The 20,414-nt window shown below is 52.9% G+C and carries 15 protein-coding genes and 1 other annotated feature; of the genes, 14 read left to right on the top strand and 1 reads right to left on the bottom strand.

The genetic code is table 11. The features are described 5' to 3' along the window. Nucleotides 1-200 precede the first annotated feature (200 nt). From Q3886_RS02170 to Q3886_RS02145, 6 genes are all read left to right on the top strand, one after another. The gene (locus Q3886_RS02170) at nucleotides 201-1,352 is read left to right on the top strand and encodes an acyl-CoA dehydrogenase (RefSeq protein WP_301859520.1); all 1,152 of its coding nucleotides are present in this window, start codon (nucleotides 201-203) and stop codon (nucleotides 1,350-1,352) included. Between the two features lie 84 nt (nucleotides 1,353-1,436). Beyond that, complete coding sequence (locus tag Q3886_RS02165; protein ID WP_301859519.1) at nucleotides 1,437-2,249, top strand: electron transfer flavoprotein subunit beta/FixA family protein; 813 nt, start codon at nucleotides 1,437-1,439, stop codon at nucleotides 2,247-2,249. Nucleotides 2,250-2,269: 20 nt separating this feature from the next. Beyond that, nucleotides 2,270-3,283 (top strand): electron transfer flavoprotein subunit alpha/FixB family protein, encoded by a 1,014-nt coding sequence (locus Q3886_RS02160; RefSeq protein ID WP_301859518.1) that lies wholly within the window; start codon nucleotides 2,270-2,272, stop codon nucleotides 3,281-3,283. Nucleotides 3,284-3,391: 108 nt separating this feature from the next. Beyond that, nucleotides 3,392-3,605 (top strand) — a binding site (T-box leader). A 35-nt stretch (nucleotides 3,606-3,640) separates the two neighbouring features. Then, entirely contained in the window at nucleotides 3,641-5,548 is a 1,908-nt protein-coding gene (gene thrS, locus Q3886_RS02155) for a threonine--tRNA ligase (RefSeq protein WP_301859517.1), read from the top strand. Nucleotides 5,549-5,731: 183 nt separating this feature from the next. Beyond that, nucleotides 5,732-6,607, top strand: coding sequence for a ribosome biogenesis GTPase YlqF (gene ylqF / locus Q3886_RS02150; protein WP_301859516.1), 876 nt, complete (start codon nucleotides 5,732-5,734; stop codon nucleotides 6,605-6,607). Further along, on the top strand, nucleotides 6,604-7,398 hold the full coding sequence (locus Q3886_RS02145) for a ribonuclease HII (RefSeq protein ID WP_301859515.1): 795 nt from the start codon (nucleotides 6,604-6,606) through the stop codon (nucleotides 7,396-7,398). Before ylqF ends, Q3886_RS02145 begins: the two co-directional genes overlap by 4 nt. Before the next feature lie 68 nt (nucleotides 7,399-7,466). Here the strand turns inward: Q3886_RS02145 and Q3886_RS02140 are convergent, their stop codons facing one another. Continuing rightward, on the bottom strand, nucleotides 7,467-8,420 hold the full coding sequence (locus Q3886_RS02140; RefSeq protein WP_301859514.1) for a magnesium transporter CorA family protein: 954 nt from the start codon (nucleotides 8,418-8,420) through the stop codon (nucleotides 7,467-7,469). A 253-nt stretch (nucleotides 8,421-8,673) separates the two neighbouring features. On the opposite strand from Q3886_RS02140, the gene Q3886_RS02135 reads away from it, so the two are divergent. The 8 genes from Q3886_RS02135 (at nucleotide 8,674) to Q3886_RS02100 (ending at nucleotide 20,217) form a co-directional block, all read left to right on the top strand. Beyond that, nucleotides 8,674-9,360, top strand: a complete 687-nt coding sequence (locus Q3886_RS02135; RefSeq protein WP_301859513.1) for a DUF554 domain-containing protein — start codon at nucleotides 8,674-8,676, stop codon at nucleotides 9,358-9,360. Between the two features lie 22 nt (nucleotides 9,361-9,382). Continuing rightward, nucleotides 9,383-12,931 (top strand): chromosome segregation protein SMC, encoded by a 3,549-nt coding sequence (smc, locus tag Q3886_RS02130; protein WP_301859512.1) that lies wholly within the window; start codon nucleotides 9,383-9,385, stop codon nucleotides 12,929-12,931. Between the two features lie 2 nt (nucleotides 12,932-12,933). Further along, on the top strand, nucleotides 12,934-13,878 hold the full coding sequence (ftsY, locus tag Q3886_RS02125; RefSeq protein ID WP_301859511.1) for a signal recognition particle-docking protein FtsY: 945 nt from the start codon (nucleotides 12,934-12,936) through the stop codon (nucleotides 13,876-13,878). A gap of 2 nt (nucleotides 13,879-13,880) precedes the next feature. After that, the gene (locus tag Q3886_RS02120) at nucleotides 13,881-14,342 is read left to right on the top strand and encodes a YhcH/YjgK/YiaL family protein (protein ID WP_301859510.1); all 462 of its coding nucleotides are present in this window, start codon (nucleotides 13,881-13,883) and stop codon (nucleotides 14,340-14,342) included. Nucleotides 14,343-14,356: 14 nt separating this feature from the next. After that, nucleotides 14,357-15,193, top strand: a complete 837-nt coding sequence (thiM, locus tag Q3886_RS02115) for a hydroxyethylthiazole kinase (protein ID WP_301859509.1) — start codon at nucleotides 14,357-14,359, stop codon at nucleotides 15,191-15,193. 107 nt (nucleotides 15,194-15,300) lie between these two features. Further along, nucleotides 15,301-15,897: a TetR/AcrR family transcriptional regulator gene (locus Q3886_RS02110; RefSeq protein WP_301859508.1), complete on the top strand. Its 597-nt coding sequence runs from the start codon at nucleotides 15,301-15,303 to the stop codon at nucleotides 15,895-15,897. Continuing rightward, complete coding sequence (locus tag Q3886_RS02105; protein WP_301859507.1) at nucleotides 15,881-17,044, top strand: efflux RND transporter periplasmic adaptor subunit; 1,164 nt, start codon at nucleotides 15,881-15,883, stop codon at nucleotides 17,042-17,044. The genes Q3886_RS02110 and Q3886_RS02105 overlap by 17 nt, the downstream gene beginning before the upstream one ends. 11 nt (nucleotides 17,045-17,055) lie before the next feature. After that, nucleotides 17,056-20,217 carry an efflux RND transporter permease subunit gene (locus Q3886_RS02100; protein WP_301859506.1) on the top strand — a complete coding sequence of 1,054 codons (3,162 nt, stop codon included), beginning with the start codon at nucleotides 17,056-17,058 and terminating at the stop codon, nucleotides 20,215-20,217. The last annotated feature ends 197 nt before the right edge of the window (nucleotides 20,218-20,414 follow it).

Below are 20,414 nucleotides of genomic sequence, written 5' to 3'. Positions count from 1 at the left end.
AAAAAGTCTTATTCAAAATCAAAGATGATAAAATTGAATAATAAGATTGCCCGTTCTCGTAGTTTTGCTATTGATTTACCATGTGAAAAGTTGTACAATGCACTTGTAAGCACGTAAAGGGTTATGAAACCCCGCGCAGTGTGACTGCACGGCAAGTATCACAAAAAAGCAATACTACATTTAAGGAGAGTGGACGTATCATGAATTTTAACTTGACAGAAGTACAACAGGATTTCTTGAAATTGGCTAAGGATTTTGGCGAAAAGAAACTGGCTCCTACGATTACCGAACGTGATCATCAGGGCGTATTCGACCGTGCTCTGGTCGATGAAATGCTGAGCCTCGGTCTGGCAGGCGCATATTTTGAAGAAAAATACGGCGGTGCCGGCGATGATGGCGGCGACGTACTGAGCTACATCCTCGCAGTTGAAGAATTGGCCAAATATGACGCTGGCATGTCCATTACCCTGTCCGCATCTGTTTCCCTCTGCGCTAACCCGATCTGGCAGTTTGGCACGGAAGAACAGAAAGAAAAATACCTGACTCCGTTGGTTGAAGGCACGAAACTCGGCGCATTCGGCTTAACTGAACCGAATGCCGGCACCGATGCTTCCGGCCAGCAGACCATCGCTACGAAAGATGAAAACGGTGACTACATCGTCAACGGCTCCAAAGTATTCATTACGAATGCCGGTGAAGCTGACATTTACATCATCTTCGCCATGACGGACAAGAGCCAGGGTACAAAAGGCATCAGCGCCTTCATCATTGAAAAAGGCATGGAAGGCTTCACCTTCGGCAAGAAAGAAGATAAGCTGGGCATCCATACGTCGCAGACGATGGAACTGGTATTCCAGAACCTGAAAGTTCCTAAGGAAAACCTCCTCGGTCAGGAAGGCAAAGGCTTCAAGGTTGCCATGATGACACTGGACGGCGGCCGTATCGGCGTTGCTGCTCAGGCCCTGGGCATTGCAGAAGCTGCTCTGGCTGACGCTGTTGCATATTCCAAACAGCGTGAACAGTTTGGCCGTCCTCTCTGCAAATTCCAGAGCGTATCGTTCAAACTTGCTGATATGTACATGAAGATTGAAGCAGCTCGTAACCTCGTATACAAAGCTGCCTTCAAGAAACAGGAAGGCCAGCCTTTCACTGTAGACGCAGCTGTTGCAAAACGCGTTGCATCTGATGTTGCTATGGAAGTATCGACAGAAGCTGTTCAGATCTTCGGCGGCTATGGCTACAGCGAAGAATATCCTGTTGCCCGCCACATGCGCGACGCTAAGATTACTCAGATTTACGAAGGTACCAACGAAGTTCAGCTCATGGTTACCGGCGGCGCTCTGTTGCGGTAAGTAATTTAGGTTTATGATACAGGCTTGGCCCATTTGGACCAAGCCTGTTGAATAAAAAAAGTATTTTTTAGGAGGCAAACGTAAATGGAAATATTGGTGTGTGTCAAACAAGTTCCGGACACAGCAGAAGTTAAGATTGACCCGGTAAAACATACCGTCATTCGTGCTGGTGTTCCTAACATTTTCAACCCCTTCGACCAGAACGCACTGGAAGCTGCTCTGCAGCTGAAAGATGCTGACAAAGAAGTAAAAGTAACTCTGGTTGCTATGGGTCCGGACCAGGCAAAAGACGTTCTTCGCGAAGGTCTGGCTATGGGTGCTGACGATGCGTACCTCGTATCTGACCGCAAACTCGGCGGTTCCGATACGCTGGCTACAGGCTATGCACTGGCTCAGGCTATCAAAAAAATCGCTGCTGACAAAGGCATTGCACAGTTCGATCTGATCCTCTGCGGCAAACAGGCTATTGATGGTGATACGGCTCAGGTTGGCCCGCAGATCGCCTGCGAACTCGGCATTCCTCAGATTACCTACGCTGCTGAACTCAAAGTTGACGGCACGACCGTAACGGTAAAACAGCAGAACGAAGAAGGCTACATCATTACAGAAGCTCAGTTCCCTGTTCTGGTTACAGCTGTTAAAGAATTAAACGAACCGCGGTTCCCGACCATTCGTGGTACGATGAAGGCAAAACGCCGTGAAATCCCGACCTTGGATGCTGCTGCTATCGGTGCTGACGACGCACAGATCGGCCTTAGCGGTTCTCCGACAAAAGTTCGTAAAATTTTCACGCCGCCTCAGAGAACACAGGGTCTTGTCCTCAAAGTTGAAGACGACAACTCTCAGGAAATTGTCGATCAGTTAGTTGAAAAATTAACTGCAGCAAAAATCGTTTAATTTAAGGAGGAACAGTGAAAATGGCTTTTGAAGAAAATAAGGGCATTTATGTAATTGCCGAACAATTTGAAGGCAAATTACGTAACGTATCTTTCGAACTGTTAGGTCAGGCTCGCCAGTTGGCTGATACAATCGGCGACGAAGTCGGCGCTGTCCTGATTGGTAAAGATGTAAAACCGTTGGCTCAGGAACTGATTGCTCACGGTGCACATAAAGTATATGTATATGACGACGCAAAACTGGAAAACTACAACACGACGGCATATGCAAAAGTACTTTGCGACTTCTACAACGAAGAAAAACCGAACGTATTCCTCATTGGCGCTACGAACATCGGCCGTGACCTCGCTCCGCGTATTGCCAATACGCTGAAAACAGGCCTGACTGCTGACTGCACGGGACTTTCCGTTGACGACGACAACAAGACCATCGTATGGACTCGTCCGGCTCTGGGCGGCAACATCATGGCTGAAATCATCTGCCCGGACAACCGTCCGCAGATGGGTACTGTTCGTCCGAACGTATTCAAGAAACCGGAAGCTGATCCCAACGCTAAGGGTGAAGTTATCGAAAAGACAGCTAACCTGTCCGACGCTGACTTCCTCACGAAGTTCGTTGAACTCATCAAATTGGGCGGCGGCGGCGTTAAGCTCGAAGAAGCTGACGTTATCGTTGCCGGCGGCCGTGGCATGGGCGGTGACGAACCGTTCAAAACGGGCATCCTGAAAGAATTGGCAGACGTACTTGGCGGCGCTGTTGGCGCATCCCGTGCAGCTGTTGATGCTGGCTGGATTGACGCTCTCCATCAGGTAGGCCAGACTGGTAAAACCGTTGGCCCGAAACTGTATGTTGCCTGCGCAATTTCCGGTGCTATTCAGCATACTGCCGGCATGAGCGGCTCTGACTGCATCATCGCTATCAACAAAGATGAAGATGCTCCTATCTTCAAGATCTGCGATTATGGTATCGTTGGTGATGTATTCGATGTCCTGCCGAAACTGACAGAAGCTATTAAAAAAGCAAAACACGCTTAATAGAGCTGGTATATAGCAGAACGAAAGGGACTGTCTTCGGACAGTCCTTTTTTTGTCCTTGACAAGGTTCCAGGTCCGTCGTATAATTTACGCATACACCGAGATATGTAGTAAGTGTTGAGAAGGACATGATGTTCCGTACCCTTTATGCAGAGAGAGGTATAATGGTGAAAATACCTTTAAAGAGCGGTACATTACCCCCTTGGAGCTGACTGCTGGAATCTGAAGTACAGCAGCCCGGTCGCCCCGTTATCGCGTTCGAGTACGTCGGCTGTGCCGGCGAACTAGGGTGGAACCACGTGAGCAGACTCTCGTCCCTTGAGGACGGGAGTTTTTTTATTAAGGAGGAGTTTTGAAATGGCTCAATTAATTTTGAAAGACGGCACGAAAAAAGAATTTGCCGACGGCATTTCTTTGTATGACGCTGTCAAACAGCTGAGCAACAGCCTGGCTAAAAAAGTATTGGTTGCGAAAGTAAACGGTGAAGTTACGGATCTGCGCGAACCCATCGTCGATGGTTCGACTGTGGAATTCCTGACTTTTGATGCTCAGGAAGGGAAGGACACACTCCGTCATACGGCATCGCACATCATGGCCCAGGCTATTCAGCATTTATATAAGGACGTAAAATTTGCCATTGGCCCGTCCATTGAAAATGGCTTCTACTATGACCTGGATACGGAACATCGCTTTACACAGGATGATTTTGCTGCTATTGAAGCAGAAATGGCCAAAATCGTAAAAGAAAATCTTCCTATTACGAAAGAAGTCGTATCCCGTGCGGCTGCATTGGATTTATTCAAAAAAGCCGGTCAGGATTATAAAGTAGAATTAATCGAAGAATTGCCGGAAGGAGAAGAAATTTCCCTCTATCGCCAGGGCGATTTCGTCGATCTCTGTGCCGGACCGCACTGTGAAACAACCGGTCAGGTCAAGGCCTTTAAGCTGCAGACCGTAGCCGGCGCATACTGGCGGGGCGATGAAAAGAACAAGATGCTCCAGCGTATTTACGGCACGGCTTTTGAAAAGAAATCCGACCTCGACGCCTACCTGGCTATGGTAGCAGAAGCAGAAAAGCGGGATCACCGCAAACTGGGCAAACAGCTCGATCTGTTCAGCTTCCATGAAGAAGGCCCGGGCTTCCCGTTCTTCCATCCAAAGGGAATGATTCTCCGCAACAACCTGCTCAAATTCTGGCACGAACTGCACGATGATGCAGAATACGATGAAATCATGACGCCGCTCATTCTGAACCGTCATCTGTGGGAACAGTCCGGTCACTGGGATCATTACCGGGACAACATGTATTTCACGACTATTGATGATCAGCCGTATGCCATTAAGCCGATGAACTGCCCCGGCGGTATTCTGGTGTACAAGAGCAACGTTCACAGCTATCGTGATTTCCCCATGCGCATGGCTGAACTGGGTATCGTTCACCGTCATGAACTGCACGGCGCCCTGCATGGCCTGTTCCGCGTCCGCTGCTTCACTCAGGATGATGCCCACATCTTCATGCTGCCCAGTCAGATGAAAGAAGAAATTGCCGGCGTTATGGACCTGTTTGATAAGGCCTATCGTCAGTTTGGCCTGGAATACCATGTTGAACTGTCGACGCGGCCGAAAGATTCCATGGGTTCTGATGAAATCTGGGAACTGGCAACGAAGACACTCCATGATGTCATTGAAGAACGGCATATTCCTTACGTTATCAACGAAGGGGACGGCGCATTCTACGGCCCGAAACTGGACTTCCACCTGAAAGACTCCATTGGCCGGACCTGGCAGTGCGGTACGATTCAGCTGGATATGCTTATGCCTGAACGGTTTGACATGACCTATATCGGCGAAGATGGCCAGAAACATCGTCCCGTCATGGTTCACCGCGCCTGCTTCGGCAGTATTGAACGGTTCCTCGGCATTATTACGGAAAACTATGCCGGCGCTTTCCCCGTATGGCTGGCTCCGGTTCAGATCAAGTTCCTGCCCATTTCGGACAAACACCTGGAATATGCCAAAGAACTGCGCAAGAAGTTCAAAAAACTGGGCATCCGCGTAGAAGTAGACGAAAGCAGCGAAAAGATTGGCTACAAGATTCGCAAGGCGCAGATGGAAAAAGTACCGTACATGGCCGTTATTGGCGACAAGGAAATGGAAAACGGCACGCTGGCTCTCCGGGACCGGACGAAAGGCGATTTAGGTGCCAAACCGATCGACGAAGTCATTGCCCATATTCAGGAACTGACAGCTACCCGTCAGGGCTAATTCCATACGATACAGCGCCATGCACAGACATGGACGCATACGGCAGCTTACATATACAAAAAGACGTCATCTCACAGGTGACGTCTTTTTTGTACTGTCAGAGGCAGGAAATATTTGACGGCCTTTCAGGAATCCTCTACAATAAATACGAAACTATGTATACGAAGAGAGGAACTGTTTGCTATGCTCATTAACTGGTATCCCGGCCATATGGCCAAAGCCAAGCGGCTCATTGAGGCCAACTTGAAAGTAATAGACGTGGTCATCGAACTGGTCGATGCCCGCATCCCCCTGAGCAGTACGAATCCCATGATTGCGCAGTTTATTGGCCAGAAGCCTTCTGTGGTGGTACTCAATAAAGCCGATCTGGCCGATCCGGCAGTGCTGAAAGAATGGAAGGCCTATTATGTATCGCAGGGACGGCGGGTCATGCTGCTGAACAGCCGCGATGGAAAGGGCGTGCAGCAGCTGGTAAAACTGGTGCGCACTCTGGCTGAGCCCAAACTGGCCCGCTGGCGGGCACGGGGCCTGAAAAACCGCAGCGTCCGCACCATGATTCTGGGCATTCCCAATGTAGGCAAGTCGACGCTCATTAACAAGCTGGCCCGCCGCAGTGCAGCCAAGACGGCTGACAAGCCCGGCGAAACGAAGGGGAAACAGTGGGTTCACATTGGCGATCAGCTCGATTTGCTGGACACGCCGGGCGTATTGTGGCCCAAGCTGGAAAATCAGGTCAGTGCCTATCGCCTGGCTGCAACAGGCGCCATTTCGGATGCTGCCTTTGATATGGAAACAGTTCTTACGCAGCTCGTTGCCGAACTGAGCCAGTGGTATCCTCAGCTGCTTACGGCCCGGTTCAAACTGGATGCGCTGGCAGCAGACCCGATGGAAACGATCGAAGCTATTGGCCGCAAACGGGGCTGCATCGTTTCCGGCGGTGCTGTCGATCTGGAAAAGACATACAAACTGATTCTGAAAGAATACCGCGACGGGAAAATTGGCCCTATTTCCCTCGATCGGGTAGGGGAGTTTGCAGATAAAGGACGGGATTCACAATGATCGATGTCCGTACCATGACTGTGGCAGCCATAAAGGACCTGCTGCAGCAGGAGACAGAGAATACAGCCGGCCTGCTTCGGGCCATGCAGGACGACAGGCGGGCTTCTGTCCGCAAACTGGCCGATACCTTTTTGAAGCGGAAACTGCGGGAAGAACAGGAACGGGAACGGGTCCTGCACATGTATGCCCGGGAAACGGCGTATTACAACGAAGAAATGTATCACGTTGCCGGCGTAGATGAAGCCGGCCGGGGACCGGTTGCCGGGCCGGTCATGATAGCTGCCGTCATCTTGCCGCCGTACTGGGAATGTGCCGGCCTGAACGACAGTAAGAAAGTGCCGCCAGCCCGGCGGGAGGCCCTGTATGACCGCATTATGGCCGAAGCGGTCGCCGTGTCCTGTATTGCCAAATCGGAGCAGGACATTGACGAGCTGGATATTTATCACGCAACCATGAAGGGCATGTACGAAGCCGTCCAGGGTCTTTCCGTTCCGGCTGAAGCGGTTCTCGTCGATGCCATGCCGCTCCATGACCTGACTGTGCCTCATGAGTCCATCGTCCACGGCGACAGCGTCAGCGCATCCATTGCGGCAGCGTCCATTATTGCCAAAGTCACGCGGGACCGGCTCATGATGAAGTATGATGCCCTGTATCCGCAGTATGGATTTGCCGTGCATAAAGGCTATCTGACACAGCGCCATATAGACGCTATTCATGCCTATGGACCCTGTCCCATTCACCGCCGCAGCTTTGAGCCCATTAAGAGCTGGAAAGGCCGGCAGGACACATAATACACAAGGAGCGCTCTGTCTGAAAGTGACAGAGCGCTCCTCTTTCTATATCTCCTATGCAGATCCGTTCAAAACAGATCTTTTTTCCAGAGCATAATAATGGCGCTGATGGCGCAGACTGAAGAAATGGCAATGACGTAGAGAAAACCCATGTCATTTTCCTGGAACGGCACGGGCACGTTCATGCCCCATAAACTGAAGATAATGGTCGGTACGGCCAGAATAATCGTAATGGAAGCCAAAAATTTCATGACCAGGTTCAGGTTATTGGAAATAATGGATGCAAACGTATCGGACATGCTCATGAGAATATTGGAATACATTTCAACCATTTCAATAGCCTGTTTGTTTTCGATAATGACGTCTTCCAGCAGGTCTTCGTCTTCTTCGTACATCTTGAGCAGATAGTGGAGCGACGTATTGCGGCGCAGCCGCATGAGCCGTTCCATCACGATGCCGTTGCTTCGCAGGGCAGACGTGAAATAGGTCAGTGATTTCTGCAGTTCCAGGAGCATGAAGAATTCCTTGTTCCGCATGGAATGGCGCAGAATATCTTCGATATCATCGGTCCGGCGGTTGATCTGCATCAGGTACCGCAGGAACAGCGTAGCCGAACGGTAGAGGATCTGAAACAGAAAGCGGGTCTTCTTAAACGTATAGAACAGGGGATACTTGTTTCGCGTAAAGGCGCGCATAACTTCCGTATCCTGAATGCAGAGGGTAATGATGAAGTCCGGCGTAATGAAAATGCCAAGAGGCAATGTGTCATAACTGTCCGTTTCCAGAATGATGGGAATGTTGATGACGACGAAGATGTAGTTGTCTTCTAATTCCACGTGCGAACGTTCTTCCGTATCCAGTGCCGTCTTCAGGACGTCTGTCGGAATTTCCGTCACCATGGATACAAGCTGCAGATCTTCGGAATCAGGATTGACGACGTTGATCCAGGAGCCTTTTTCGGCAGATGCCAGGGAGATATTATCTTCCAGGTGCCCGTTGCTGTGTTTGTAAACCTGAAGCATAGTGTTCCTCTGTTCCCTCCCTTTCTGCCGTTACAGGCGCAATTTTTCACCTAAATTCTAATATAGCTAAAAAACGATGTCTCGTCAAGTAGGTACAGAGATTTTACAGACGAATGCCGTAAAATCTCTGTAAATGAGACTGTGTATATTTTTACTACACGAAGGCAGTGGAATTTGATATAATAAATAAGCATATCTGCTGCGGGGGAAATAGGCAGAATGAGGGGAACTATCGCATAAAGGAGGACTCATTTTGTTTGCTGTTCTTATTAATGGGCTGGCTACGTCCGGCGGTGCCCTTCTGGGCATTCTGCTGAAGAAGGGAATTCCCCAGCATCTTTCGCAGGCCCTGTATGCCGTCATGGGACTGGGGCTGCTTGTCGTTGCCATACAGGGAGCCATTCAGACGGAAAACCCTTTGCTCCTGCTCGTATCCGGTGCTGTCGGTGCAGGAACCGGCACGGCTCTTCGCATTGAAGACCGCCTGCAGGCTGCCGGCGTATGGCTGCAGCAGCGGCTGCGGGCCGATGGGGGCTCGCAGTTTGCCGAAGCCTTTGTATCCCTTTCCATCATGCAGATCGTCGGTGCCATGGCGATTCTGGGCCCCCTTCAGGCAGCGCTCCTCGGTGACAGCACCCTGCTGTACCTGAAATCGACTGTCGACGGCGTGTCAGCCTTCATCTTCGGCGCTATTTACGGAGCCGGTGCCGTGCCCGTAGGACTGGCAGTGGTCCTTTATGAAGCGGCCATGTATCTGCTGGCTTCGCTCATTGCGCCGCTCATGACGCCTGACGTCGTGCGCGAGCTCGGTGCTGTGGGCAATGTCATGATTCTGGCTATTGCCCTGAACATGCTGGGCCTTACGAAGCTGAAAGTAGCCGATTATTTGCCGGCTGTCATCATACCTGTCATATACTATCATATTGTAGTGTTACTGTAAGAATGAAAAGAGGAACAACGCAGTGCAGTTACTGAAAATCGAGCTGCAGGGATTTAAATCGTTTGCAGATAAGACAACCATTGCCTTTGATACGGGGATTACGGCCATTGTAGGCCCCAATGGCAGCGGCAAGAGCAATATTTCCGATGCTGTCCGCTGGGTCATGGGGGAACAGAATGTGCGCCAGCTGCGGGGACAGAAGGCAGAAGACATTATCTTTGCCGGCACGGCTTCGCGCCGTCCCCAGGGCGCGGCAGAAGTGTCGCTGTACTTTGACAATCGGGATCACGCCCTGGATATCGAGTTTTCCGAAGTCGTCGTAACGCGCCGCCTGTTCCGGTCCGGTGAAAGTGAATTTTATATTAATAAACGGCCATGCCGGCTGAAAGATATTCATCAGCTTTTTGCCGATACGGGCATTGGCCAGGATTCCATGGCTGTTATCGGGCAGAACCGCGTCGACCGTATTTTAAACAGCCGGCCTGAAGAACGGCGCATTATTTTTGAAGAAGTAGCCGGCATTAGCCGCTATAAAGGGCGCAAGCAGGAAGGGCTGCGGAAAATCGCCGAAACGGAGCGCAATGTCGAACGCATCCGGGATATGATCAGCATGCTCGACGAGCGCATGGAGCCCATGGCGGAACAGGCCCGGAAGCTCGATGACTTTCGCCGTCTCGACGGAGAGCGTATTTCCTATGAAGGCACTCTTGCGCTGCAGGAACTGCGAAACAGCGAACGCCTTCTGGCAAAAGCGGAGAATACAGGCCTTACGGCAGCAGCTGAGCAGAAGCAGGCCGAACAGAAGCTGGCTGCCCTGGAAAAGCAGCGCCGTCTTCTTCTGCAGAGCATGGAGCAGGAAGGAGAACAGTTGCGCCGTCTCGATGAGACATCCGCAGCGGCCCATCATGAACTGGACGGGCTGAACAGCCGCCGTGAAGCCTGTCGGCAGCGCCTGGAAGTTCTGGCAGAACGGCGCCGGGATCTGCAGGAGGAAGAAGCCCTGCTGACCCGAAAGAAACAGGCCGTAAAAGACGAAGCACAGCGCCTGGCTGCGCAGGAGGCTGCGAAAGAAACGGAACTGGCAGCTGCCGAAAAAGGGCTGGCCTTGACGAAATCGCTGTACAGGGCGGCCGAAACGGCGGCTCAGGAAGCGCAGCGCCTGCGGGATGAAGCGGCAGCAGCCGACGCTCAGCAGCAGCAACAGCTCTTTTCTGTTCGCCGCGATATTGTCGAACTGCGGCGGCGTCTCCAGGACAACAGCAGCCGCGGCAGGGATATACAGGCTCAGACAGAAGAACAGCGCCGCCGTCATGAAGAGGCCTTGGCCCGGCGAAACGAGGCGGAATCGCGCCTGCAAAACCTGCAGGACGAAGAAGCCCGGATGAAGCAGGCCGCCCATACGTGTGCCCAGGAGCGGCAGCGCTGTGAACAGCAGCTGGCTCAGGCCGAAGCGGCCTGGCGTCAGCTGCGCAGTACTGCCGATTCTCTGGACCAGCGCATACGGGTCCTGACCAGTATGGAGCAGGAAGGCCTGGGCCGGCCGGTCAAGACGATTCTGGCAGCAGCGGCGCCGTGGCGTGCTGATGTACACGGTGTCGTCGGCGAGCTCTTTCACCTGCCCAGTACGTATGCAACGGCTTTGGATACGGCTCTGGGCGCAGCGGCCCGCTATGTCGTTACAGGCCGCGAAGAAACGGCCAGGAAGGCCATTACATATCTGCAGTCCCGCCGGGCCGGCAGGACGACCTTTCTGCCGCTGCAGACGATCCGGCGGCGCAGCCGGACCGGTGAAGAAGAACGGGCCGTTCAGGAGCCGGGCATTCTCGGCTTTGCCAATGACCTGATTACCTATGATGCGGCCTATGATGCCGTGTTTTCCTTCCTTCTGGGGAAGACCCTCATTGCCGATTCCATGGAATCGGGATCGGCGACTGCCCGCAAATACGGATACCGTCTGCGCATTGTCTGCCTCGACGGGACGCAGTTCAACGCCGGCGGCTCCCTGACCGGCGGCAGTGCCAAAGGGAAGGAAGCGTCCTTTATCAGCCGCCGGGCCCTGCTGGATGAATTGAAAGAACAGGCTGCCCAGGCGCAGGACGCACTGCAGTACGCCGAAGCGTCACGGAAGAGTCTGCAGCAGGATGTACAGCGCCTGCAGGCTGCGGCAGCGGCCCAGCAGAAGGCCTGGCAGGCCCATGCGCTGACGCTGCAGAAGACGCAGTGGCAGCGCGATGAAGCGGTCCGGGAAGAAGCCCATACAGCGGACGCGCTGCATAAGCTGGACGCCGAAGCGGAAACCCATCAGGAACTGCGGGCCCGCATTCAGGCTGATATTGTAGAGGCAGAACAGAAAGAACAGGAACTGGCAGCTCACGCGTCCGATCAGACGGAAGAGCGGGAAGCCAGTCTCCGCAAAGCCTCGGCAGAAGCGGAGCGGTGCCGCCAGGCCCTGACGGAACAGCAGATTGCCGCAGCGACCCTGACGGAACAGATGCACCATCTGCGGGAACAGTCGGCGCAGAATCAGACCGATCAGAAACAGCAAGAAGCCGATCAGGAGCGGTATGAACAGCGCCGGGAAGCCCTGCAGCGCCAGCAGGAAGAAACGGAAACGCTTCTGGCCGAGCTGGTCCGGTCCATTGCGGAAAAAGAAAAAGAAGTTTGCCAGAAAGACGACGAAAAAGAACGGTTTTACCAGACCCGGGATCAGAGTTTCCGGAAAAATAAAGAACTCGATGCAGCGCTGCAGGAAGCCCGTCAGACCGAGGCTATGTGGAGTCAGAAAACGGCGGCGGCGCAGGTCCAGCAGGAAAAGTATGCCAGTGACGTCCGGCGCGGCGAAGAGCTCCTGGCTCAGCAGGGCCTGACGCGGCAGGAAGCGATGGAACGCCGCTGCGACGGCTCTCTGAAAGAGCTGCATGAACGGGTAGGCGAGCTGAAGCGCCGTATTGCCGGACTGGGACAGATCAATCCCAATGCAGACGAAGAATACCGGGCTGCACAGCAGCAGCAGGAATTTTATCATACTCAGTGTCAGGATCTGCTGGAATCGCGGACGAAGCTGGAAGCCGTCGTCGCTGAGCTGGATGAAGCCATGGCCAGTCAGTTCCGTTCGGCCTTTCAGGAGATTAACGGTCATTTTCAGCAGATTTTCAGCCGTCTCTTCGGCGGCGGCGGTGCCAGGGTGTTTCTGACCGACAGGGAACACATCCTGGCCTCAGGCGTGGAAATCCGCATTGAGCCGCCAGGCAAAAAGCCTCAGACTCTGTCGCTCCTGTCCGGCGGGGAACGGGCCCTGACGGTCATTGCCCTGCTGCTGGCGTTTCTGGCCTATCACCCGGCGCCGTTCTGCCTGGTCGATGAAGTCGATGCGGCCCTGGATGAAGCCAACGTGGAACGGATGGCCCGGTATCTGAAAAACTACAGCGGCCATACGCAGTTTATTGTCATTACACACCGCCGCAAGACCATGGAAGCGGCCAATACCCTGCAGGGCGTGACCATGGAAGAGCGGGGCGTATCCCGCCTGCTGACGGTAAAAGTAGATGAAGTACTGGAGAAAGGAAGATAAGCATGGGATTTTTTTCAAAACTGATGAAAGGTCTTACGAAGACCAAAGAGTCCTTTATTAATGATGTAAAAACGGTCCTGCTGGGATATGCAAAAATCGACGACGATATGTACGACGATCTGGAAGCGGTTATGCTGACCAGCGATATTGGCATGGAAACGACGGACTATTTGCTGGACAAGATCCGGGAAGGCGTCAACGCCAAAGAAATCAAGGAAGGGAAAGATGTGGTCCCGTACCTGGAAAAATGCATTGTCGAACTGCTGGAAGAAAATGATGAACCGCAGCGGGACTGGAGCGGCCAGACGGAAGTCATCTTCATTGTCGGCGTCAATGGCGTCGGCAAGACGACGACTATTGGCAAACTGGCCAACTACTACCGGAAGCAGGGAAAATCGGTTATGCTGGCTGCCGGCGATACCTTCCGGGCCGCCGCATCGGAACAGCTGACCATCTGGGCGCAGCGCAACGATGTTCCCATTATCAAGCATCAGGAAGGTGCCGATGCCGCCGCCGTCGTATTCGATGCCACGGCGTCGGCCAAGGCCCGGGGCATGGACGTCCTCCTCGTCGATACGGCAGGCCGGCTCCATACGAAATCCAATCTCATGGAAGAACTGCGCAAGATGGCCCGCGTAGCCGGACGGAATATTGAAGGGGCTCCGCAGGAAACGCTCCTCGTCCTCGATGCGACAACGGGACAAAATGCCGTAAGCCAGGCCAAATTATTCGGTCAGGTCGTACCCCTTACAGGCGTCGTCCTTACCAAACTCGACGGTACGGCCAAAGGCGGCATTATCCTTTCCATCAAACGGGAACTGGGCGTGCCCGTCCGCTGGGTCGGCGTCGGCGAAGGCATTGACGATCTGCGCCCCTTTGATGCGGCGCAGTTTGCTGATGCTCTGTTTGAAAAGAACGTGGAAAAACGGAAGCAAGAGGAGGAATAACCATGTACGTTGGCAATATCAGACAATGGAAGGCAGAGCTGCCTCATCTACCGGCCAGTCTGGCCCCGTGGATTCAGAAACTGGCTGAACTGGATAGGGCTGCACTGAAACCGGGCCGACATGACCTGGGAGACGGCAATTATATGAACGTCGATGAAACCGTAACGGCACCGGCAGCAGAACGCACGATGGAAGCCCATCGCCAGTATATCGATATTCAGCTGGTTATAGACGGACAGGAATGGATCGGCTATCAGCCTCTGTGCGATGCCGGCGAAGTCGTGGAAGACCGGTCTGCGTCAGATGCCTGGTTTTACAATCCGCCAACAGACAAAGACACGCAGATTCACATGAATCCCGGAACCTTTGCTGTCTTTACGCCTGCTGACGGCCATCGCTGCCTCTGTGATCCCGAAGGGAAACGGCGGCCTCTTCGCAAAGTGATTATGAAAATACGGGTGTAAGGGGGAATGACACCATGAATACACTGTTTGTATCTGCCGGCGCGGCTCTGAAAGCGTTGCGGGCACAGCGCCCTCTCATTCACCATGTGACCAACGTCGTCACCATGAATGACTGTGCCAATGCGACCCTGGCTATCGGTGCATCGCCGGTCATGACCTGGGCGGAAGAAGAAGTAGAGGAAATGGCTGCCGCGGCCCAGGCGCTGGTACTGAATCTGGGGACGCTGCAGCACTGGACTGTCGATTCCATGGTGAAAGCCGGAAAGGCAGCAGCCCGCAAAGGCATTCCCATCGTTCTTGATCCCGTCGGCGCCGGCGGCACGACCTTCCGGACACAGGCAGCCCTGCGCCTGCTGCAGGCCCTTCCCATTACGGTTATTCGCGGCAACCGCAGTGAACTGGCCTGCCTGACTGCCGGAACGAAGGGGGAACATCTGGGCGTAGACAGTGACGATTCCAGGCCTGTCAGTGCGGAAGAGGTCTGCCGCATGGCACGGAAGCTGCAGACCGTCGTTGCCGTTACAGGACCGATCGATGCCGTATCTGACGGCCAGCAGGTTATTCTGCTGGAAAACGGTACGCCTCTGCTGGCCCGCGTTACCGGTACGGGCTGCATGACGACGTCCCTTATTGCCGCTTTTTGCACCGCTGCTGACGCCGTTACGGCTGCTGCAGCCGGCGTTACGGCCATGGGGCTGAGCGGGGAAATGGCTGTGGACCAGGAAGGCCCTGTCGGCCCCGGTACGTTTCATGCCCGCCTGTTTGACGGCCTGTATCTGCTGGAAGCAGCCGATTTTGTGCAGTATGGAAAAATCGTAAAAGAAGTTTCCTTTCCGCAGGAATCAAGATAAGATGTATTGACTTATGGAATAGGGTATATTAAACTATAAATTGGTACTGAGTTTTCACTTCTAGTTTTTAGTATACTCCATATCTTTCCAGGACGGGATGTGTTTAGATGGCAGATACCATTCGCGAGCAGATTATTGGCGAAGCGATGCAGCAGATCAACGATCATGGTACCGAATTTCATATGGATGATCTGGCGAAAAATCTTCGAATCAGCAAGCGCACGCTGTACGAGCATTTTTCTTCGAAACAGGAAATTATAGAAGAAACGCTGCGTTCACTGATGGATGACGTATACCAGCAGCATCAGCAGCTGATTGCCGATCCCACTCTGACGACGGAAGAAAAAATTATCCGCTTTGGCCGGGTGCGGACCCGGAATATTACGGTATTGTCTGTCCGCAAAGTCAACGAAGTATTTCATAAAGTTCCCGGCCTGTGCCAGAAACTGGAAGAGCTGCATGACAAGGATTTTTCCCTGTTGTCGCAGCTGCTGGATACGGCCATGGAAGAAGAGGATTTCAAGCCATTTGACAAGTTTTTAATCCTCCATATGCTGCGCAGTGCAGCCGATGATATTGTAGAATATTTTGATGACGTGGAACGTGATTACTCCTTTTCCGAATATATGGAAAAGTGTATCCGCGTAATTTTATATGGAATCAAAAAAGACAGGGGGCAATCTACGAATGATACCAAAGAATAAGTTGTTTACCATGGGCGTTGCCGTACTGACCGTCGCCGCCTTGCTGGCCGGGTGCGGCGCGCAGAAAGGCGCCCAGAAAGGCGCTGTTGCCGTTAATACCTATAAAGTAACGGCAGAAGATACGCCGGTTCGTGCCGAGTACAGCGGCTCCGTTGCAGCTACGGACAAGGTGCCGGTCCGGCCGAAGATTTCCGGCCGCGTCGTGGAAAAATACGTACAGGGCGGCCAGGATGTCGTTGCCGGTCAGCCGCTGTTCCGTCTGGACAGCCGCGAATACGATGCAGCTCTGCAGGCAGCCCAGGCCAATCAGGCCCAGGCAGCAGCCAATCTGGCTAATCAGCAGCTGAATCTCCGCCGTTACCAGACACTGGCCTCGCAGGATGCCATTTCCGTCCAGACCGTAACGGACCAGGAAGCGGCTACGCAGCAGCAGCAGGCTGTGGTCGAAGCCAATGCGGCTCAGGTACAGGCTGCACAGGATAATGTAGACGATACGATCGTATACGCTCCGTTCAGCGGCAAGCTGAATGTCGATGACGTGCCTATTGGTACGTATGCCACAGCCGGATCGACGGCACTGGTTACGATTTCTTCGACCAATCCTGTATTCGTGGAATTTTCCGTCAGTGAAGCAGAATACCTGCAGATGACGAAAAAGACTCCCGATGCTCCCGGCAGCTGGGGCGATCACCTGCAGCTCCGCCTGAGTGACGGCACCATGTATGCCTATGAAGGTCATGTTACCCAGGTCAACCACGGCATGGACGGCAATTCCGGCTCCATCGTCGTCAAAGCCGTCTTTGACAATCCGGATAATCTCCTGATTCCGGGACTGTATGGCACGGTTATTTCCGATACGCAGGTACAGCAGAAAGCGCTCCTCGTACCGCAGCGGGCTGTACAGCAGACACTGGGCAAATACTTCATCTCCATTATTAACGATAAAGGGGAAGCGGAAATGAAGGAAGTCAAGCCGGGACAGAAAGTCGGCAAATTCTGGATTATTAATGAAGGCTTAAACGACGGCGACACAATTATCGTCGACGGCTATCAGAAAGCGAAAGGCGCAACCCTGGATCAGCATCTCCTTTCCAAGGCAGATATTGAAAACGGGTCCGATACAGCCGCCGCAAGTCCATCTAAATAGGGGGCGACACAGTGATTTCAAAATTTTTTATTGACAGGCCTATTTTTGCCGTCGTCATATCCCTGATTATTTCCATTTTGGGGTTATTGTCCATGGCAACCCTGCCTATCGCAAAATATCCGAAAGTTACGCCGCCGCAGGTAAAAGTATCGGCTACGTATACAGGCGCCAATGCCGAAGTTATTGGCACGACCGTAGCCAGCGTCATTGAACGTCAGCTCATTGGCGTCGATGACCTGGTCAACATGGAAAGCTCCAGTAACGATAACGGGTCCTATTCACTGACCGTGCAGTATGAAACGGGCAGTGACGACGACATGGACATGGTCAACACGCAGAACCGTGTCAGCCAGGTAACGGCAACGCTGCCGCAGGAAGTTACGACGACCGGCGTTACTGTACAGAAGTCGACAGACTCTATGGCCATGGTTTTTGCCCTGTATTCGCCAAACGGGTCGTATGATGAAACGTTCATGAAGAACTATGCAACCCAGTATTTCATGGATGAATTAAAATCCGTTCCCGGTATCGGCAGTGTCCAGGAATTCGGTTCCGACTATGCCATGCGTATCTGGATGGACCCGCTGAAAATGAACATTCTGAAGGTTACGCCGACAGACATTATCGCCGCCATTCAGACCCAGAACACGCAGGCTGCTGTCGGTACTATCGGCTCTCAGCCGACGCCAACCGATCAGACCTTCCAGTATACCCTGCGCGCTGACGGCCGTCTGCAGACAGCAGAACAGTTTAAGAACGTCGTCATCCGCACCAATGCGGACGGCACGATGGTCCGCGTCGGCGACGTAGCCAAAGTAGAACTGGGGTCGAAAGACTATTCAGTCAACGCAAACTTTAACGGCCAGCCAAACGCCGGCTTTATGGTCAGCCTCACATCCGACGCCAATGCCATGGAATCGGTTAACGGTGCCATTGCCGTTCTGGAAAAAGCCAAGCAGTCCTTCCCGAACGACATGGATTACCGCGTCATTTATGACAGCACGAAATTCGTTACGGCATCCATTGAAGAAGTTATAATTACCTTCATTGAAGCCCTGCTCTTGGTAGCGGCTATTGTATTCCTGTTCCTGCAGAGTGGCCGGTCTACGCTGATTCCGCTCATTGCCGTGCCGGTTTCTCTGCTGGGAACCTTTGCCTGCTTCCAGGTACTGGACTTTACGATTAACACGCTGACCTTGTTCGCCATGGTTCTGGCCATTGGCCTGCTCGTCGACGATGCCATCGTCGTCATTGAAGCCGTGGAATATGAAATCAAGTATAACAGCAGGCCGCCGCGGGAAGCGACGATCATTGCCATGCAGAACGTACAAAGCCCGGTTATCGGCGTTGCCTGCGTACTGGCATCTGTATTCGTTCCTGTCGCCTTCCTGGGCGGCATGAGCGGCGTCCTGTACCGCCAGTTTGCCCTGACCATTGCCGTGTCCGTCGCTATTTCGGCCTTCGTGGCTCTGACGCTGACACCGGCCATGTGTGCAACGATCCTGAAGGTACATAAACCGACAGAAAACGCGAAAGGCCTTGCCAGATTTTTCCAGAAGTTTAATGCATCCTTTGACCGTCTGGTCAACTGGTACGGCATTCGCCTGGCCTACCTGAACCGGCGCATCAAGTGGAGCGTAGCCTTCCTGGTTGCCATTTCCGGTATTACTGCCGGCTTGTTTACGGTCATTCCTACAGGCTTCGTTCCTTCAGAAGACAACGGCTTCATGATGGTCAATGTGACCTTGCCGGAAGGTACGTCCCAGACCGTGACCAAACAGATCGCCGTTGACCTGGGCAACTGGCTGGAATCGCAGCCTGGCGTCCGCAACTCCATGAACGTTGTCGGCTTTAACATCCTCGCCGGCGGCCCGAAACCGAACGGCTCCGTTGCCTTCGTATCCATGGATGACTGGAAAGACCGGACGACGCCGGATCGGTCTGTCGATGCCATTGTCGGCAAGACCATGGCGCACGGCATGCAGATTCCGCAGGCATCGATTGTCGCCATCAACCCGCCGCCAATTGACGGCATGGGCGTATCGTCCGGTTTTACCATGCAGATTGAAAACCGCGGCGGTCATACGACAAACGAATTGAACGATACGGTACAGAAATTTATCGGTGAAGCCCGCAAGCGTCCGGAAATAGGTTCCATTTACACGGCCTTCTCCAATGACACACCGGGCTATCAGCTGGATATTGACCGAGACAAAGTCGCCAAAGAAGGGGTAGAACTGGGGTCCCTCTATCAGACCCTCCAGTCCTTCTATGGTTCCTATCAGATCAACGACTTTACGATTTTCGGCCGTAACTTTAAAGTTGTCATGCAGGCGTCGCCGGAATTCCGCCAGACCATTGAAGACAACAACAACCTCTATGTCCGCAATTCCAAAGGCGATCTCGTATCGGTGGCCAATTTTGTCCGGCCTCGTCCTGTCGGTTCTGCGTCCATTATTACCCGCTTTAATGACTATCCATCTATTAAAGTCATGGGTTCGCCAGCTGCCGGCTACAGCTCCGGTGATACCCTGAAAGCACTGGAAGAAGTCGCTGCCGATACCCTCGGCGAAGGCTATCAGTATGAATGGGCTGGCATGAGCCGTGAAGAAGTAGAAGCAGGCAACAAGACGATCTACGTCTTTGGCCTGGCCCTGCTCTTCGTATTCCTCGTACTGGCAGCCCTGTATGAAAGCTGGAAAGTACCTTTTGCCGTACTGTTCAGCGTGCCGACCGGTCTGTTTGGCGCATCCCTGTTTACGTATCTGCTGAGCCAGCAGAACAACATTTACTTCCAGATCGGTATTCTCGCCGTTATTGGCCTGGCTGCCAAGAACGCCATTCTGATCATCGAATACGCCAAAGTCCGTGTAGACGAACGGGGCATGGACCCTGTTTCCGCAGCCATTGAAGCTTCGAAAATCCGTCTGCGCCCGATTATCATGACATCCCTGGCTTTCGTCGTCGGCTCTATTCCACTGGCCACCGCCACAGGGGCAGGGGCTGCCTCAAGAGTAACAATGGGAATCGTTGTCGTTTTCGGCACATCTATGGCTACGCTTCTGGGGGTATTCCTGATCCCCATGCTGTTTATCCTCGTAGAAAAACTGGGCCATCACGGCAGTTACGGGAAATCTCAGCCCCAGAGCATCGGGAAAATAGGCGATATGTAACGCCATGCCTTCGTACTGCCATGGAAATTCCATAAAACAGATAACGTAAGAATATACAAAAAGACACCATTACAGGAGTATTATGACTCTCTGTAATGGTGTCTTTATTGTTTTATGGATATAATGGCACCGATAATAGCACTTTTTTCTTACACGGGTAACCTCATGTGACACGAGATAGCTATATTGATATAAGT

It is taken from the genome of uncultured Megasphaera sp., from assembly GCF_958350005.1.
Classification (GTDB): domain Bacteria; phylum Bacillota; class Negativicutes; order Veillonellales; family Megasphaeraceae; genus Megasphaera.
This window is presented reverse-complemented; position numbering and strand designations above follow the sequence as displayed.

Coding starts and splice junctions, on each gene's coding strand:
- Q3886_RS02170 (WP_301859520.1), top strand. CDS start 201: ATGAATTTTAACTTGACAGAAGTACAACAGGATTTCTTGAAATTGGCT.
- Q3886_RS02165 (WP_301859519.1), top strand. CDS start 1,437: ATGGAAATATTGGTGTGTGTCAAACAAGTTCCGGACACAGCAGAAGTT.
- Q3886_RS02160 (WP_301859518.1), top strand. CDS start 2,270: ATGGCTTTTGAAGAAAATAAGGGCATTTATGTAATTGCCGAACAATTT.
- thrS (WP_301859517.1), top strand. CDS start 3,641: ATGGCTCAATTAATTTTGAAAGACGGCACGAAAAAAGAATTTGCCGAC.
- ylqF (WP_301859516.1), top strand. CDS start 5,732: ATGCTCATTAACTGGTATCCCGGCCATATGGCCAAAGCCAAGCGGCTC.
- Q3886_RS02145 (WP_301859515.1), top strand. CDS start 6,604: ATGATCGATGTCCGTACCATGACTGTGGCAGCCATAAAGGACCTGCTG.
- Q3886_RS02140 (WP_301859514.1), bottom strand. CDS start 8,420: ATGCTTCAGGTTTACAAACACAGCAACGGGCACCTGGAAGATAATATC.
- ftsY (WP_301859511.1), top strand. CDS start 12,934: ATGGGATTTTTTTCAAAACTGATGAAAGGTCTTACGAAGACCAAAGAG.
- Q3886_RS02120 (WP_301859510.1), top strand. CDS start 13,881: ATGTACGTTGGCAATATCAGACAATGGAAGGCAGAGCTGCCTCATCTA.
- thiM (WP_301859509.1), top strand. CDS start 14,357: ATGAATACACTGTTTGTATCTGCCGGCGCGGCTCTGAAAGCGTTGCGG.
- Q3886_RS02110 (WP_301859508.1), top strand. CDS start 15,301: ATGGCAGATACCATTCGCGAGCAGATTATTGGCGAAGCGATGCAGCAG.
- Q3886_RS02105 (WP_301859507.1), top strand. CDS start 15,881: ATGATACCAAAGAATAAGTTGTTTACCATGGGCGTTGCCGTACTGACC.